The organism is Vibrio sp. nBUS_14 (assembly GCF_051201655.1).
Lineage (GTDB): Bacteria > Pseudomonadota > Gammaproteobacteria > Enterobacterales > Vibrionaceae > Vibrio.
In genome coordinates this window covers 1,029,344-1,043,882 of the sequence record NZ_CP179206.1, presented here as the reverse complement: position 1 = coordinate 1,043,882, position 14,539 = coordinate 1,029,344, and the positions used below count along the sequence as shown (strand labels likewise).

General features: G+C 44.5%; 16 protein-coding genes. 5 read left to right on the top strand and 11 right to left on the bottom strand.

The genetic code is table 11. The annotated features are described in order from the left end of the window. Positions 1 to 21: 21 nt before the first annotated feature. The 7 genes from ACMAZD_RS04840 to ACMAZD_RS04810 form a co-directional block, all read right to left on the bottom strand. Positions 22 to 771, bottom strand: a complete 750-nt coding sequence (locus ACMAZD_RS04840; protein ID WP_435248754.1) for a flagellar basal body rod protein FlgF — start codon at positions 769 to 771, stop codon at positions 22 to 24. Between the two features lie 270 nt (positions 772 to 1,041). After that, positions 1,042 to 2,346 (bottom strand): flagellar hook protein FlgE, encoded by a 1,305-nt coding sequence (flgE, locus tag ACMAZD_RS04835; RefSeq protein WP_017076830.1) that lies wholly within the window; start codon positions 2,344 to 2,346, stop codon positions 1,042 to 1,044. 50 nt (positions 2,347 to 2,396) lie between these two features. After that, on the bottom strand, positions 2,397 to 3,110 hold the full coding sequence (flgD, locus tag ACMAZD_RS04830; protein ID WP_004736177.1) for a flagellar hook assembly protein FlgD: 714 nt from the start codon (positions 3,108 to 3,110) through the stop codon (positions 2,397 to 2,399). Between the two features lie 17 nt (positions 3,111 to 3,127). After that, complete coding sequence (gene flgC, locus ACMAZD_RS04825) at positions 3,128 to 3,541, bottom strand: flagellar basal body rod protein FlgC (protein ID WP_435248753.1); 414 nt, start codon at positions 3,539 to 3,541, stop codon at positions 3,128 to 3,130. A 4-nt stretch (positions 3,542 to 3,545) separates the two neighbouring features. Further along, positions 3,546 to 3,941, bottom strand: coding sequence for a flagellar basal body rod protein FlgB (gene flgB / locus ACMAZD_RS04820; protein WP_004736175.1), 396 nt, complete (start codon positions 3,939 to 3,941; stop codon positions 3,546 to 3,548). A gap of 254 nt (positions 3,942 to 4,195) precedes the next feature. After that, positions 4,196 to 5,023: a protein-glutamate O-methyltransferase gene (locus tag ACMAZD_RS04815; RefSeq protein WP_017110142.1), complete on the bottom strand. Its 828-nt coding sequence runs from the start codon at positions 5,021 to 5,023 to the stop codon at positions 4,196 to 4,198. 11 nt (positions 5,024 to 5,034) lie between these two features. After that, positions 5,035 to 5,961: a chemotaxis protein CheV gene (locus ACMAZD_RS04810; protein ID WP_017106345.1), complete on the bottom strand. Its 927-nt coding sequence runs from the start codon at positions 5,959 to 5,961 to the stop codon at positions 5,035 to 5,037. Between the two features lie 77 nt (positions 5,962 to 6,038). Here ACMAZD_RS04810 and flgA point away from each other — a divergent pair, with 77 nt between their 5' ends. The 3 genes from flgA (at position 6,039) to ACMAZD_RS04795 (ending at position 7,773) form a co-directional block, all read left to right on the top strand. Continuing rightward, entirely contained in the window at positions 6,039 to 6,785 is a 747-nt protein-coding gene (gene flgA, locus ACMAZD_RS04805; RefSeq protein ID WP_435248752.1) for a flagellar basal body P-ring formation chaperone FlgA, read from the top strand. A gap of 179 nt (positions 6,786 to 6,964) precedes the next feature. After that, positions 6,965 to 7,282: a flagellar biosynthesis anti-sigma factor FlgM gene (flgM, locus tag ACMAZD_RS04800; RefSeq protein WP_435248751.1), complete on the top strand. Its 318-nt coding sequence runs from the start codon at positions 6,965 to 6,967 to the stop codon at positions 7,280 to 7,282. A gap of 65 nt (positions 7,283 to 7,347) precedes the next feature. After that, on the top strand, positions 7,348 to 7,773 hold the full coding sequence (locus ACMAZD_RS04795) for a flagella synthesis protein FlgN (protein ID WP_102436435.1): 426 nt from the start codon (positions 7,348 to 7,350) through the stop codon (positions 7,771 to 7,773). 169 nt (positions 7,774 to 7,942) lie between these two features. Here ACMAZD_RS04795 and ltrA read toward each other — a convergent pair whose 3' ends face one another. The 3 genes from ltrA to ACMAZD_RS04780 form a co-directional block, all read right to left on the bottom strand. Further along, positions 7,943 to 9,235, bottom strand: a complete 1,293-nt coding sequence (ltrA, locus tag ACMAZD_RS04790; protein WP_435249317.1) for a group II intron reverse transcriptase/maturase — start codon at positions 9,233 to 9,235, stop codon at positions 7,943 to 7,945. 693 nt (positions 9,236 to 9,928) lie between these two features. Then, entirely contained in the window at positions 9,929 to 10,360 is a 432-nt protein-coding gene (flgP, locus tag ACMAZD_RS04785; RefSeq protein ID WP_102436433.1) for a flagellar assembly lipoprotein FlgP, read from the bottom strand. A 9-nt stretch (positions 10,361 to 10,369) separates the two neighbouring features. Continuing rightward, positions 10,370 to 11,005: a FlgO family outer membrane protein gene (locus ACMAZD_RS04780; protein WP_017106341.1), complete on the bottom strand. Its 636-nt coding sequence runs from the start codon at positions 11,003 to 11,005 to the stop codon at positions 10,370 to 10,372. Positions 11,006 to 11,196: 191 nt separating this feature from the next. On the opposite strand from ACMAZD_RS04780, the gene ACMAZD_RS04775 reads away from it, so the two are divergent. Continuing rightward, positions 11,197 to 12,330 (top strand): flagellar assembly protein FlgT, encoded by a 1,134-nt coding sequence (locus ACMAZD_RS04775; protein WP_435248750.1) that lies wholly within the window; start codon positions 11,197 to 11,199, stop codon positions 12,328 to 12,330. Positions 12,331 to 12,469: 139 nt separating this feature from the next. Further along, positions 12,470 to 12,976: a Fe3+-citrate ABC transporter substrate-binding protein gene (locus ACMAZD_RS04770; RefSeq protein WP_435248749.1), complete on the top strand. Its 507-nt coding sequence runs from the start codon at positions 12,470 to 12,472 to the stop codon at positions 12,974 to 12,976. Between the two features lie 112 nt (positions 12,977 to 13,088). On the opposite strand, the gene gltX is transcribed toward ACMAZD_RS04770, so the two are convergent. Then, positions 13,089 to 14,516, bottom strand: a complete 1,428-nt coding sequence (gltX, locus tag ACMAZD_RS04765) for a glutamate--tRNA ligase (RefSeq protein WP_102536114.1) — start codon at positions 14,514 to 14,516, stop codon at positions 13,089 to 13,091. Between the last annotated feature and the right edge of the window lie 23 nt (positions 14,517 to 14,539).

Genomic DNA, 14,539 nt, shown 5'->3' with positions numbered 1-14,539 from the left:
AGCAAATTCCTTTAAATTCTATTAGCTCATACGAAGCAGTGAATCAGACGACTTGTCCATTTCCTCTGCCGTGCTCATCATCTTGACCTGCATTTCGAATTGACGTTGTAAGTCAATTAGGCTGGTCATTTCACCGACAGCATTTACGTTGCTGCCTTCGATGGCACCTTTTAGCAACGTTACCGCTGCATCTTCTTCGTATGCCTGATCTGGGTTTTTCGAACGAAATAGACCATTCGTATCTTTAAATAGACTTTGATTATCTGGACGCACAAGTTTGATACGGTCGACGATCGCTAACTCTTCAGCAGGAGCACCTTGAGGAATCACCGAAATAGTACCGTCTGTGCCGATTTCTACTTTACTGATAGGAATAGGTAGCGTGATAGGTGCGTCGTTCTCCCCTAACACCAAATGACCGCTTGCGTTCGTTAGCAAACCGTTTTGATCAACCTTTAGGTTACCGTTACGTGTCAAACCTTCACGACCCGTGTTGTCCATGACCGAAATCCAGCCATCACCTTGAATCGTGACATCGAGATCGCGGCCAGTGGTGACGACACTACCTTGTGCGAAATTATGACCCGGGCGTTCTGTCATGCTGAAAACACGAGTAGGCATGCCTTCACCGTACGCTTGCATTGAACGTGCTTGTGCCAAATCAGCACGGAAACCCGTTGTACTTACGTTGGCAAGGTTGTTAGCACGTAGCTGCAAAGCTTGCATATTTTGCTTAGCGCCACTCATGGCAAGAAACAGTGCGCGATCCATAATTTTGCTCCAAAAATCATCTTCTAGGGCTAATAAAGCAAACACTGTGCCAATATTTTTAAGTGTTACTTATCAAAGACTTAAATAGAAAAATAACTAAGGAGATGGATCATAAAAGGATCATTGAGGAAGAATTGTTGCCAGTGGCATTACCGTGCGGCAATAGGGGCGGCAAATAGAAAAGCAAACTGCCATATCAAATTCAGCAACAATACCCAATTCAATAACATTGAATTGGGTATTCGCAGATGATTCAAACGCTCGAAACGATTAACGAATCTGAAGAATATTCTGTTGCAGTTGGTTGTGTACTTCTAGGGAACGCGAGTTTGCTTGGAAGTTACGTTGAGCAGAAATCAAATCAACCAGTTCTTGAGTCATATCGATGTTCGACTGCTCTAGCGAACCGTTGTTGATGCTACCAAATGAACCTTTGTTCGATTCACCCCAAATTTTAGAACCTGAGTCATTAGTAGAATCCCACTGAGTACCGCCTTTCTTATCTAGACCTTGCTCATTTGGTACACGAACCAAGCCTACACGGCCAAGCATCACGTTTTCACCATTTGAGTAAGTACCTAAAACACTGCCATACTCATCGAAATCGATTTTGGTTAAGAAACCTGTTGTCGCGCCATCTTCATCGAACTTAGTTAGTTCAAATGGAGCAGCAAACTGAGTTGATGAATCTAAACCAAACTTAAGCACTTGCGTTGGATCAGCACCGTTCAAATCAATTGGGTTCGCTCCAGCACCTAGTGCCTCAGAGTTAATTGGTTGGCCGTTGTTAAGGCTCGCCAACGTACCGTCATTGTTGAACTTCATTGTGTGACCAACATGACCTTGTGCATTTGTCGCATCACCACCAGTAATATTGACCGGCTTTTCACCGTTCTCATCTGACATAGTGTAGTACGTCTGCCAAGTGTTTGGTTGAGTCTGATCTTTGAGGTAGTAAGTCGTTAACTTGTAAGATTGACCCATAGAATCGTATACCGTCGAAGACGTTGCACGGTTATAGGTATCAGCATCTTTGAAGTTAAATGCAGCCGGGTCTTTAAGATCACCGTTTGCAGGAAGGTTAACCCCTACTTCAATGTTTTCTGTCTGTTTTGGCTTACCAAACTCAGCAGGAATGTCGAGTGGCTTTGGTGCGTAAGAAAGAACTTCACCCGAGTTAGGATCAACATCGTAACCTAAAAGAAACTCATCGTTAGCAGTAACCATGTAGTTGTCTTTGTTTAGGTGAAATGCACCATTACGCGTTAGTTCATTGATCTCCGGTACCATACGGTCTTTCGATACTGCAAAGAAACCTGTACCACTTACACGTAAGTCCATTGGGTTGTTAGTATAAATACTTGAACCTTCATGGAACTGTTGCGCCACTTGGCTAGCTTGCGCACCGCCACCTGCCGTCGTTTTTGCGTTAGTGAATAACGAACTTGAGTAAACATCGCCAAACTCCGCACGCGACTCTTTAAAGCCGAATGTGTTTGCGTTCGCAATGTTGTTACTGGTTGTATTCAGGTCTAGTTGTGCAGCGGATAGACCGCTTAAAGCTACATATGACATTCCAATATTCTCCTAATCTCTCTAGCTAGCATAATCACTCTTTTAAAGCGTTACGCTTTACCAACTTCTAGTACTTCAGCAAGTCGTACTGGCGATGTGAAACCAGCCAGATTGAGTAGTACGTTGCCATCGCCCTTACCAAGAAGCACACTGTTCACGTTCGCATAACTCGACACTTGGAACTCTGTGTTCTCGCCATCCAGTAAACCCGACGCTTTCACGTTGTATTTACCAGCCGGCAATGGGTTACCGTCTTCGTCTTTTCCGTCCCATTCAACACGTGTGTCGCCTGATGGTTTAGAGCCGATATCAAAAGTGCGAACCAATTGGCCAACTTCGTTCTCAACACGGACAATTACATTGTCCATTGCCTGAGGAAGCTTAACCATGGACGCCATACCACCATCACCGGGTTTCACACCTGCCGCACCAGGAACCAATACATCGCGGCCAACCAAAGAGGATGCCTGTAATGCTTGGTTAGAGGTCATTGATGAATTCAAACTTTCAAACTGTGTATTCATTTTGCCAATGCCATCTACGGTCGCAAATGAAGCCATTTGCGCAATCATCTGGTCATTGCTAACCGGCTTAAAAGGGTCTTGTTGGGCTAATTGCTTAGTCAACAAAGATAAGAAGTCTTCTTGTTTAAGATCCTGCTTACCTGTTGTTTCGTCGGGCTTTTTAGCGCCATCTTGAAGACTCTTCAGCTGGTCAACATAGGACAAGCCGCTTTGACCAACATTGTTGTTGATTCCAGCCATGTGCTACCTCCTTATCCTTATTGACCCATCTGCAGCGTACGCAGCAGCATTTGTTTACTCGAGTCAGCAACCTGTACGTTTGTTTGGTACGCACGTGATGCAGAAATCATGTTTGCCATTTCTTCCATAACGTTCACGTTAGGCTTGTAGATATAGCCTTCGTTGTTCGCCAATGGGTGATCCGGGTTGTACTCCGCGCTCAGCGGCTTATCGCTTTCCACAATACCTAATACTTTCACAGGCACAGTGTGACCACTATTGCGTGCTCTATTTAACTCAGCGCCGAACACTGCGTGACGAGCCTTGTAAGTTTCTTCAGCAGAACTACTTACACTGTCCGCGTTCGCAAGGTTGCTCGAGGTCGTATTTAGACGAACAGATTCAGCACTCATCGCAGAACCAGTCACATTGAATACATTGAATAAACTCATCTAATTATTCCCCTTTAATCGCTTTAGTTAAATTCTTGAACTTACTTCCTAAGAAGTCGAGAGAGGCTTGATGCCTAATTTGGTTTTGCATGAAAAGGTTTCTTTCCAAATCCAAATCAACCGTGTTGCCATCTCCTGTATCAGGTTGGGTAGGAATTCGATACTTCGTTTCCCCGTTCACCGTTGTTGAGGCAGAAATGTGCCGACCATCTGTACGACTAAGACCAATACTTGCCCCAGAACTTGCCGCTTGCAGTGATTTCTTAAAGTCTAATCCTTTTGCTTTATACCCTGGCGTGTTGGCTTGCGCGATATTGGTGGAAAGCACCTCAGCGTTACGCTCACGTACACCAACTGTGTGTTGGTGAATGCCCAAAGCATTGTCAAAAGAAATAGCCATGTAAACCTCAACTCAAGAACTGACTGTTATGAGATAACCAAAGCAATATATATACCAACTTTTAAAACAAAGTGGGCTATCAATACTTTTACAGGTTACTCGTGGGTAAACTTGCAATATACAAGCCAAAAAATAGAGTAAATTGGAATATCACTCTGACTTAAAGGTATAGCTTTAACGGAAAAAAGAAAACCCAGCACTAGGCTGGGTTTTGATATTAGACAGTAACGTTACACCTTACGCGGTGCCAGCAATTACTTTAATTTGTAGATAATACCAGGGTTACAACGAACCATTTCAAAACGGTCAGTTAAACCTGTTAACGATTCTGAAGCACCCAATAGTAGATAGCCACCAGGGTTTAAGCTGTTTGCCATTTGGTTCAATACCTTCGCCTTCATGTCAGGCGAAAAGTAAATCAATACGTTACGACAGAAGATGATGTCGAACTTACCGAGTAAGGCATAACTATCCATCAAGTTCTGCGGACGGAAATTGACCATACGCTTCACATTATCTTTAACTTTCATTCGGCCATCACCCGCATCTTCAAAGAAGGTACGGCGACGTTCAGGAGAAAGGCCTCGACCCAGCGCAAGATTGTCATAAGCGCCTTTACGACACATATCCAGCATACTCGCTGAAATATCCGTTCCCGTGATCGACACGTTTGGCAACATACCTGGCTTACGAGCTTGAGTCTCAAGAATCGTCATTGCCATTGAATATGCTTCTTGGCCTGAAGAGCTTGCCGCAGACCAAATCTTAATAGGACGTTTATTTGCCGCTATCTCCGGTAGAAGCTTATCCGCAAGCACAGCAAACGGGTAAGTATCTCGGAACCAAAGTGTCTCGTTCGTCGTCATGGCATCCACTGCTGCCACTCTCAACTCACGGTTTCGACCTGTTACTACATCTCTCAACAAATCAGATAACGACGCTAAATTAAACTTCGTTACTAATGGGCTTAGGCGGCTGCGCACTAAGTACTGCTTGCTATCACCTAATACAATGCCACATTGAGATTCTAAGAAACGGCTGAAATCGCGATACTCTTGATCACTTATTGTTATAGCAGTCATTAATGTCTCTTTTAGTTAGTTAACGCAGCTTTAACCGCTGCACCAAGCTCATCAGGGTTGAATTTCGCGATAAAGGAGTTAGCTCCAACACGCTCAACCATGGCTTGGTTAAATACACCACTCAATGATGAGTGTAAAATTACGTATAAATCTTTTAGCTCTGCATGACGGCGAATCTCAGCAGTCAGCGTATAACCGTCCATTTCAGGCATTTCGATATCAGAGATCACCAATGAAATTTGATCGTAAATACTGCCTTCTGATGACATCTGCACCAGCTTCTCATAGGCTTCTTTACCGTCTTTCACCGAGATAACTTCAAAACCGATCGACTCAATCGCACGCTGAACCTGCTTACGAGCAACCGTAGAGTCATCAGCAATCAAGATACGGCGAACTAATGGTTTCTCTTGTTCAACTTTCGCAATGTCTTCAGCAATCTTGCTGTCCATTGTTTCATCAACAGGAGAGATTTCGGCAAGGATCTTTTCAACATCAAGAATCTCTACCAATTCATTGTCAATGTTGGTTACCGCTGTCAGGTAGTTAGCTCTACCTGCGCCATCTGGCGGCGGAAGAATCGATTCCCAGTGCATGTTAATAATGCGCTCTACTGAACTGACCAAGAAACCTTGAATCGTTCGGTTAAACTCAGAGATAACCACAAAACACTTTTCAACATCCGTTGTAGGGCGACCACCAATCGCTAAGCTCAAATCGATCACTGAGATCGTTTGGCCACGAATGTGTGCTACACCTTTAACTAGTGGGTTCAAGTTTGGCATCTTTGTCAGCTTAGGGCATTGAAGCACTTCTTTTACTTTAAAGACATTTATGCCGTAACGCTGACGCCCCATTAGGCGAAAGGTTAGTAATTCTAATCGGTTTTGACCGACGAGTTGCGTACGCTGATTCACCGAATCAAGAATACCCGTCATGAGCTCATCTCCATATCAAACTTTTTTGGATAAAAAGTGTTAGTCTACTGCAGGCTACGAACTACCAGAGAAACAGAATGACGTATTATAAAGCAAATCTGCCTCCTTTTTCTATAGCAATGTGTAGAGCTACTTTTAAAACTGTCGCTAAGTTTATCGGCATTTTGTCAATATTGTTTAGTTTTTTTGTACAAGCTGCGACTCCAGAACAAATTGAAATGATTCAGTCTGCGGCAGAGCAACACATCCTTGAGACCATTGACCAGCCCCGAGGAGGTGAACTCTTTGTTAATGCAGCAAATATTGACTCAAGAGTAAAAGCAACAGATTGCCCAACCCCTCTTGAAACCAGCGCTTCAACCACGACAAATACCCGCAGTAGTATCACGGTTTTAGTCCAATGTATACCGGATGAGTGGCGGATTTACGTGCCCGTTCGACTCTCAATGTCGGTATCGCTCGTTACCACCACTCGTTCTTTGGCAAGAGGCGAGATCGTTGGTCAATACGATGTCACCACAGCCATGATTTCGCTTAACAAGTTTCGTCGTCAAGGGTTCACTCTTCCCAAGCAAGTCATCGGCGCTAAAGTAAAAAAGAACCTAAGACCGGGTGATGTTGTCGAAAGAGGTGATATCTGTGTCGTGTGTCGAAACGAGAAGGTTATCATACAGGCAGTAAAAGGTGGCATGACCATTACCACCAAAGGTACTGCGTTAACCGATGGCTCGATGGGCGATCAAGTAAGAGTGAAAAATAACAAATCTCAGCGTATAATCGAAGGTATTGTTACCAACATGTCTGAAGTCACGGTTTACTTTTAACGCTTTACTTCTAAAGGCGTGGTAATCGTTAGTGATTTTACTCTCAATTCTAACGTTGAATATGACGGCTGCGGTGTTTTGCCCCTTTTCGACTATTGGGTTAAAAATTGCTAAAGTAATCGAACCCTTGGTCGATATTGACTGTACAGGTTCCCATTTTTGAAGAAAAAGGCTTAACTATGGCAGGCATCGATAATATTCGTTCAGGGCAAACCCTAACGACCACAAACCGATCAGCAGCGCGCTCTGATTCTAGCTCTCAGACATCACGTTCTGATGTTGCAGCTAAATCACCGACAAACAAAGACGCGGTTTCACTAAGTCAACAAAGCAAAGCAATTGGCCAGCTCCAACAAGATATGGCAGCACAACCAAGCTTTGACACCGTAAAAGTTGCAGCGATCAAAGAAGCGATTGCGAACGGTTCATACACTGTCGACCCAGAAAAACTGGCTGACAACATGATCAAGTTCGAAAATGAATTAAAAGGTCTTTAAGCGATAGATTCCTAATTCAAGCTATCTCCACTTAAAGAACACCAAGGTTTTAGTAGGGTAACGTTATGGCGGCACTAGCAGATTTAGTTAATTTCCAACTTCAAAATGCCAAAGCCCTATCTGATCTATTAGATTCAGAGAAAACCGCTATTACTAGCCGAAAATCGACCGACATTGAACGCATCGCTAAAGAGAAAGTTGTCCTAGTTGAACAATTAAGAACAACCGATCAACGAATCGAAGCGCATAGCAATATCTCCGAACTGACCGAGAACCCAGATCTGGCTCAGTTAGTTAAAACCATCAAATCTATTGTGTACGATTGCCATCAAGCCAATCTTGTTAATGGTGAAGCCTTGAATCGAGCACACCTCAGCTTTAAAAAACTCAGTAATATGATGCAGCAAAGCCACGGAAAAATCGGCATGACCTACAATGCCGGCGGTCAAACGCATACGATTTCTACGCTTGGTACCAACGTTAAAGCCTAATCAAGCCACCAGCCTTCTCTATTCTCTATTCTCTATTCTCTATTCTCTATTCTCTATTCTCTATTCTCTAGCCAGTACCGTAATTCAACCCGTACCTTTCGCAAGACCTAGATTCCACACCCAACCTGTAAATAATCGAGTAGGAGGAGGCCTCGCAGCCTCCGTCCTCTCACACCACCGTACAAGCGTGGGTCGCATACGGCGGTTCCGAATATACTTTCAGTGACTCGTACCCATCTCTTAATGAGTACAGCCCCAACCCCTCGAACCATTTTATTGGCATGGCGTGATTAACCTGTGGCGTTAAAGCTAGATGCCACCAACCCTTATCTGACATCGCTAGCTTCCACGCATTACGCTCCGTTACACCTTGTCGCTGTAACCATGTCGCTATGCTGTGTCTGCGTTTGCGCTGCTTTAGTCGGTAGCACCTTAGTCTACGCCGTATCCATTCATCTAAGCGCTGCATTGCACTTTTACGAACAGTAAGCTTGAAGTAGTGTTGCCATCCTCTTAGATATTGAGTTAACTCCGTGATTATCACCTGTAACTCTCGTCCTCGATTTCGCTTCGTTATCTGACGTACTCGCTTCTTCATTTGAGCTTGTGCCGTCTTCGATATCCCGATTGTTCCGTCTATCTGGAAGCGATGGCTTAGGTAAGTTCGCTTTGTCACTCTCGTTGCTGCACTTTTCTTACGGTTTACCGTCAGCTTTAGTTTCTGCTCCAAGAACTCCGTTATCGACTCTTTGACTCGATGAGCGGCTTCCTCACTACGCACGTAGATTTGACAGTCATCTGCATATCGACAGAACTTATGCCCTCTACGCTCTAACTCTTTATCCAGTTCATCTAATACAATATTTGATAGTAGCGGAGATAATGGCCCACCCTGGGGTGTGCCTCGTTGTCTCTGCTCAACTAGTCCATGTCGCATTATGCCTACCTGTAGGTATGACCTAATTAGCTTTAACACGCGTTTATCAGCAATATCTTGTGACAGCCTGTGCATTAGCCTATCGTGATTCACTGTATCGAAGTATTTTGCTAGGTCTATATCTACTACATAACCTCGACCCTCTCGGATGTAGCGACTGGCGGCCGCCAATGCATGGTGCGCACTGCGGTTGGGTCTAAACCCGTAACTATTGTCGGAGAACTTCGGCTCATAGATACATGACAGCACTGATGTGATTGCCTGTTGGACTACCCTATCAAGGACTGTTGGGATACCTAATTGCCTTACGCCACCACTAGCTTTGGGGATTTCTACACCAAGAACAGATTGAGGTTGATAGCTTCCATCCAGAAGAATCTGGCGAAGCTCTTGCCCGTTTGATGCCTGTCGAAGTCTTGAGATAGTGGCGTTGATGTCGAGCTTGTCGACTCCTGCACACCCTTTGTTCTTCTTCACGCGTCTAAGAGCTTGATTCAAATTGGTTGAAGAGCAAATTTGCTCCATCAACGAAGTTGAGGTCACCAAGACTCGCCCTCCTGTCTACGCCGACCATGCTTGTCATTCTTCGTATCCATGAGCTTTACTTGCGGTATTGCCCTTTGGGACGTAGAGATGAGTTTCATCTTGCTATGACTCCACATGATTGAGTGTCTAGTGACTGCTTCTTGATATATTCAGTTCAGGCCTTCCTTTGAGTTGTACATTCTCAAAGTACTATGCCTTCTGCTGACTTCTTATTGTCCATCACACAACATCACTGCTGTATTAGTCTCTATTGAGACAAACAATAAGATCTCCCGAGGTAAGGCGTTGTTCTTTCCCTTGGCTGTGCCTGATTTACCACTACACACTTCCCGTCGAGGCATTGGACTATTCTATCTATGGCTAGGTTGCCCAAGTTGTAATGGCCTACTATCAGATTTCTGTTCGTCACAACCAAGTTTTGCCATTTGCTTCCTTCAGATTTCACCTCACGGTGAACACCCTTGCATAGGCTAACGGTTCTCGCTCGACTGAGCCCGTAGAGGACTTTCACCTCCTAGATCAACGCCATGCTCGGCGCACCAAAAAAGCGGCAAGTATTTTCATACTTGCCGCTTTTACATTCACTGTCGTTATTTATTGCCGCCCTGCCATCTGGAAAGCGAGAGCAACTTATACAACTCGTCGGTCATATGACTTAAATGGTCATAAAGACTAGAACAGCGTTTGTTGTCTCTTCTCTGGCACAGCTTGAACTTCACCGTAATCGCGCAACTGCTCCATCTTACGAATATCGAGCTGAAGTTCGGTCACGTAACTATCACCAACAGGGTAACTACGCACCACTTCCGCACCACGAATCACGCCGTCAACAGCACCTGTCGTTCGTTCGGTGCCCAAACGCTGATCTGATAATTCAGCTCGGCCACTCACTCGCATGCCATACACTTGCTCAGCAAGTTCACGGTAAGCATCAATTTTAGATGCACGCATAGCACGGATGCGTTTTTCTTCGTCGTTACGGCCTGATTGCTCACTGATACTTGCGTAACCAACAGCAACTAAAAAGTCGTCTGGTCGCATACTTTGCAATGGCTGGCAGCCAACAAGCAGTAAGGCAGCAACAACAAATATTAACTTCTTCATCACGAACTCCTAAGGGCGAAGAATAACAGTGTATGGCTGAGTCATCGTTGGATCAGAACGAATGATGACGCCATCTTGAGTTCGTATACTGTTTAGAGTATCTAGGTCACGACCGATACGGTCTGCAGGCAAGAAGCCTTGTGCAGAAGCAACCACAATACGGGTTTGCATGCCCACCACGCGAGCATTAACAAGCACACCGCCCTCTTGGCGTAACATCGTACCTGTTAGCACGTATTGCACGTCTTGTTCCTGTGCGAGGTCTTTCCAATCACGGCTTAACGCGAAGTCACCTTGGTGAGTCACTTGAATAGACCCTGTTGTTTTGAAATCAACGACCTTGAAGCCTCGACGCTGAAACTGATGAATGAAGCCTTCTGAAACGGAATTACCTAGCCAGTTTGTTGTGTCCATATGTTGAAGATCCACAAACGAAGTAATCGCAATTGGAGTTCTCGCTGAAATACTCGTATTCGAAATGATCAGATCTTCAGTCATACTTTCTACGAAAAAGTCCATGGTATGACGAGGGCTGTCCATCAACATAAACTGACTGCCTGAATACTCAGACTTGCCGTTATAGATGGGCGAATAAGCACATGATGTCATCAACATGACACTCATTACTACGAGCCAGTTTTTCATTCTCTTATCTCCAGATATATTTAGTGCTACCTATTCCAATATGTTCTCACCATTATTCTTTTCAATGGATTACAATGTTGGAACAGTCTTTGCTTTTCATTAATGGTCAGATTAAGAAAAACGCACTTAAGTCAGCTTCAAGCTTATAGTTATTTGTTAAGCAATATTTATACCCAACTGGTAACGAATAGATGAAAAAAATAATATCTTACTTATTTTCAATAAGTTCACTGATAACCATAAGCTTCAGTGCTCATGCCTCTTGGTATGAAGTTACCGGTACAGCAGCCATCGTATCATCGGAAGAAAGCGCACGCATCCACGCGCTGGAAGACGCTGTATATAAAGCGGTGCAGTTCTCAGGTGCTGATATTGGTAGTATCTCCAACCTCACGCCCTATCTAGATTCGAGTAAAAAAGAATTCCAGTTTACCAACCATGAAGTGCGCTACATCTTGGTTCAGAAAGAGAAAACTCGCGGTGGCAATTTAATGATCACCGCAAGGATCGACATCTATCCTTCGGCAAATGCTTGCCATGAGAACCAATACAAAAAGACATTTCTCGTCAGCAATATTGATGTTACCTCACCGCAACAAGCCGTTATGGGCAGAATCTATAACATTGGTGATGACTTCAGCCATGTTGTAGACAGACAATTGGCGCAAGAGTCTCGCAGTTTCGTTTCTGTGGGCACAACTGACTTCGACATTGATAAGCGCCAACCAGAAGTGATCAAAATGATTGCCCAAGACACGGGCGCGCAATACATCATTGGTGGCGACATTACCGACTTAACCGCAACGATTGAATCTAAACTGTTAAAGAACGACGTTATCAACCGCCAGTTTGCGTTAGAGATGCAAGTTTTTGACGGCAAGACGGGTCATCAGGTTTACAACCGCAGCTATCGCGAAGTAGCTAAGTGGCCATTTGCAAAGACCAGTGAAGTTGATACCCGCAGTGCTCGCTTCTGGGCATCAACCTACGGCAGTATGATGCTACGCGTCAGCCGTAACATCATGTTGGATTTAGAGTCTGAAGTGTCTTGTAAGATCACCCTTCCAGAGGTTGCCGCTGTATTTGGACATACGGTGACCATTGACTTAGGGCGAATGCATGGCGTGCAGAAAGGGGACAAACTGCAACTGTGGCACACAGGTTCTTTTATCGACCAACGAGGTTTACCGCGTAACAAGGTATCTCAAAGTGATATCACGCTGACGGTTTCTCGCGTGTATGAAAATGAAGCCGAACTCACGATTGATCAACCTAGCCTAGCTGGAAGCATTCAAATAGGTGATGTGATGCAGAAAATCATGTAATTAGCGTCACTCCCGCCCCATAGTTTCTAATAAAGCCTTAGCACTTTTGTTAAGGCTTTATTTTTTTCATGATGATCAGTTTCGGTTTTAACGTATTTGTCGTAACCTTATTAATAACATAATCATCATTTAGCAAACTATGAGCCAGAATAATCTGATTGGTGCGACCGGTTATCGATTTATATCGAAAGGCCAAACCGCTTTTAAAATCCACATCCATACTCCTGAAGATACGGTGTTACATCGTTCTGTAGGTTTTGTTCGTATGGGTGAAGACAAAGCACTAAAGAAAACCATCAAGTTAAGAGATGAGCTTGGCAGACAGCTCTGGGGAAAGTTTTGGCCAAAAGTCCTTAGAGAGCCCTACCTGATGACACGTTTACCGCACAGTTTAGAACCTAAAATAGTATTCAAACCTAATCCTACTCAAACAGATCCTGAACATCGCGATGAATGCTACATCGCTAAGTGGCGCGTATTCTCTGAAAGTGGTGAATACAAATACAGAACCAAAGTCTGTTCTATACGCAAACACGGGCGACTCGCTGCCTACAGCCAAACCAAACGAGCACTCCTTGAGGCCCACAAAGACGTGGTTGAGCTGCTTATCTTCATGGGACGACTCAACAGCATCGACCTGAAGTAGTATCAACCTCAGTAAAGCAAGTTAGCTGAGAATCAGCTGCCGATATTTATCAGATATAAAAAGGGTCAATAACCAAGTTACTGACCCTTTTTTGAATCTAGCAATCGCTCTATTAAGCGTTAGCTTCACGCTCTGCGATGAACTCAAGAGCCATCTTGATGCGAGCGATTACGCGCTCTTTACCAACAAGCTCCATCACAGCATCAACAGAAGGAGACTGACCACCACCTGTTACTGCTACGCGAAGTGGCATACCGATTTTACCCATGCCGATCTCTAGCTCTTCACAAACCGCTGCGATAACACCGTCTTTGATGTTTGCAGTAGTGAAATCTTCAAGTGCTTCAACCTTAGCAAGAGCAAGCTCTAGTGGGCCTTTAGCAACACCACGTAGGTGCTTCTTAGCCGCGCCAGCTTCAAACTCAGAGAAGTCTTCGTAGAAATAACGAGACTGCTCAGCAAGTTCGATAAGCGTGTTACAACGCTCGCCAACTAGCGTGATCACTTCAGTGATCGCTGGGCCGTTTGTCGTATCGATCTTCTGTGCGTCTAGGTGCCATTGCAGGTATTTTGCAACGTACTCAGGCTCAGAAGTCTTGATGTAGTGGTTGTTCAACCAAAGTAGCTTTTCAGTGTTGAATGCAGATGCAGACTTGCTGATGGCTTTAAGGCTGAAGAACTCAATCATCTCTTCTTGAGAGAAGATCTCTTGGTCACCGTGAGACCAACCTAAACGAACTAGGTAGTTGTTCAGTGCATTTGGTAGGTAACCTTCATCGCGGTATTGCATTACAGAAACAGCACCGTGACGCTTGGAAAGTTTCGCACCGTCATCACCAAGAATCATTGCACAGTGAGCGAAAGTTGGAACTGGCGCGCCTAGTGCTTCGTAGATGTTGATTTGACGAGGTGTGTTGTTGATGTGGTCTTCACCACGAACAACGTGTGTAATACCCATATCCCAGTCATCCACTACAACGACGAAGTTGTAAGTTGGAGCACCGTCTGTACGACGAATGATTAGGTCATCAAGTTGGCTGTTAGAAATTTCAATGCGACCACGGATTTGGTCATCAAATACTACGCTGCCTTCTTTTGGGTTACGGAAACGGATAACGCACGCATCACCTTCTTTTGCTGCTTCGTTTGCTGCAACAATTTTAGGGTGGTTCGCATCGTAACGAGCCATTTCTTTGTTTTCTTCTTGCTCTGTACGAATTTCGTCAAGCAGCTCTTTAGACGCGTAGCATTTGAATGCTTTGTCTTCAGCAAGTAGCTTATCAACCATTTCGTTGTAACGGTCAAAACGCTTAGATTGGTAGTAAGGACCTTCATCCCATTCCATACCCATCCATTGCATGCCTTCTAGAATTGCATCAACCGCTTCTTGAGAGTTACGCTCAAGGTCCGTGTCTTCGATACGTAGAACGAATTCACCACCTTGGTTCTTAGCGAATAGCCAAGAGTAAAGTGCAGTACGTGCACCACCAACGTGAAGATAGCCAGTTGGGCTAGGAGCAAAACGAGTTTTAACCGTCATTTAAATACCTTGATTATGTAGGT

Excerpts from the sequence above, each read along its gene's own strand:
- ACMAZD_RS04775 (WP_435248750.1), top strand. The coding sequence starts at position 11,197 with ATGAAAAAAATAATATCTTACTTATTTTCAATAAGTTCACTGATAACC.
- flgA (WP_435248752.1), top strand. The coding sequence starts at position 6,039 with ATGACGTATTATAAAGCAAATCTGCCTCCTTTTTCTATAGCAATGTGT.
- ACMAZD_RS04780 (WP_017106341.1), bottom strand. The coding sequence starts at position 11,005 with ATGAAAAACTGGCTCGTAGTAATGAGTGTCATGTTGATGACATCATGT.
- ltrA (WP_435249317.1), bottom strand. The coding sequence starts at position 9,235 with ATGGAGCAAATTTGCTCTTCAACCAATTTGAATCAAGCTCTTAGACGC.
- ACMAZD_RS04840 (WP_435248754.1), bottom strand. The coding sequence starts at position 771 with ATGGATCGCGCACTGTTTCTTGCCATGAGTGGCGCTAAGCAAAATATG.
- flgE (WP_017076830.1), bottom strand. The coding sequence starts at position 2,346 with ATGTCATATGTAGCTTTAAGCGGTCTATCCGCTGCACAACTAGACCTG.
- ACMAZD_RS04810 (WP_017106345.1), bottom strand. The coding sequence starts at position 5,961 with ATGACGGGTATTCTTGATTCGGTGAATCAGCGTACGCAACTCGTCGGT.
- flgM (WP_435248751.1), top strand. The coding sequence starts at position 6,965 with ATGGCAGGCATCGATAATATTCGTTCAGGGCAAACCCTAACGACCACA.
- ACMAZD_RS04795 (WP_102436435.1), top strand. The coding sequence starts at position 7,348 with ATGGCGGCACTAGCAGATTTAGTTAATTTCCAACTTCAAAATGCCAAA.
- flgD (WP_004736177.1), bottom strand. The coding sequence starts at position 3,110 with ATGGCTGGAATCAACAACAATGTTGGTCAAAGCGGCTTGTCCTATGTT.
- flgB (WP_004736175.1), bottom strand. The coding sequence starts at position 3,941 with ATGGCTATTTCTTTTGACAATGCTTTGGGCATTCACCAACACACAGTT.
- flgP (WP_102436433.1), bottom strand. The coding sequence starts at position 10,360 with ATGAAGAAGTTAATATTTGTTGTTGCTGCCTTACTGCTTGTTGGCTGC.
- gltX (WP_102536114.1), bottom strand. The coding sequence starts at position 14,516 with ATGACGGTTAAAACTCGTTTTGCTCCTAGCCCAACTGGCTATCTTCAC.
- ACMAZD_RS04815 (WP_017110142.1), bottom strand. The coding sequence starts at position 5,023 with ATGACTGCTATAACAATAAGTGATCAAGAGTATCGCGATTTCAGCCGT.
- flgC (WP_435248753.1), bottom strand. The coding sequence starts at position 3,541 with ATGAGTTTATTCAATGTATTCAATGTGACTGGTTCTGCGATGAGTGCT.
- ACMAZD_RS04770 (WP_435248749.1), top strand. The coding sequence starts at position 12,470 with ATGAGCCAGAATAATCTGATTGGTGCGACCGGTTATCGATTTATATCG.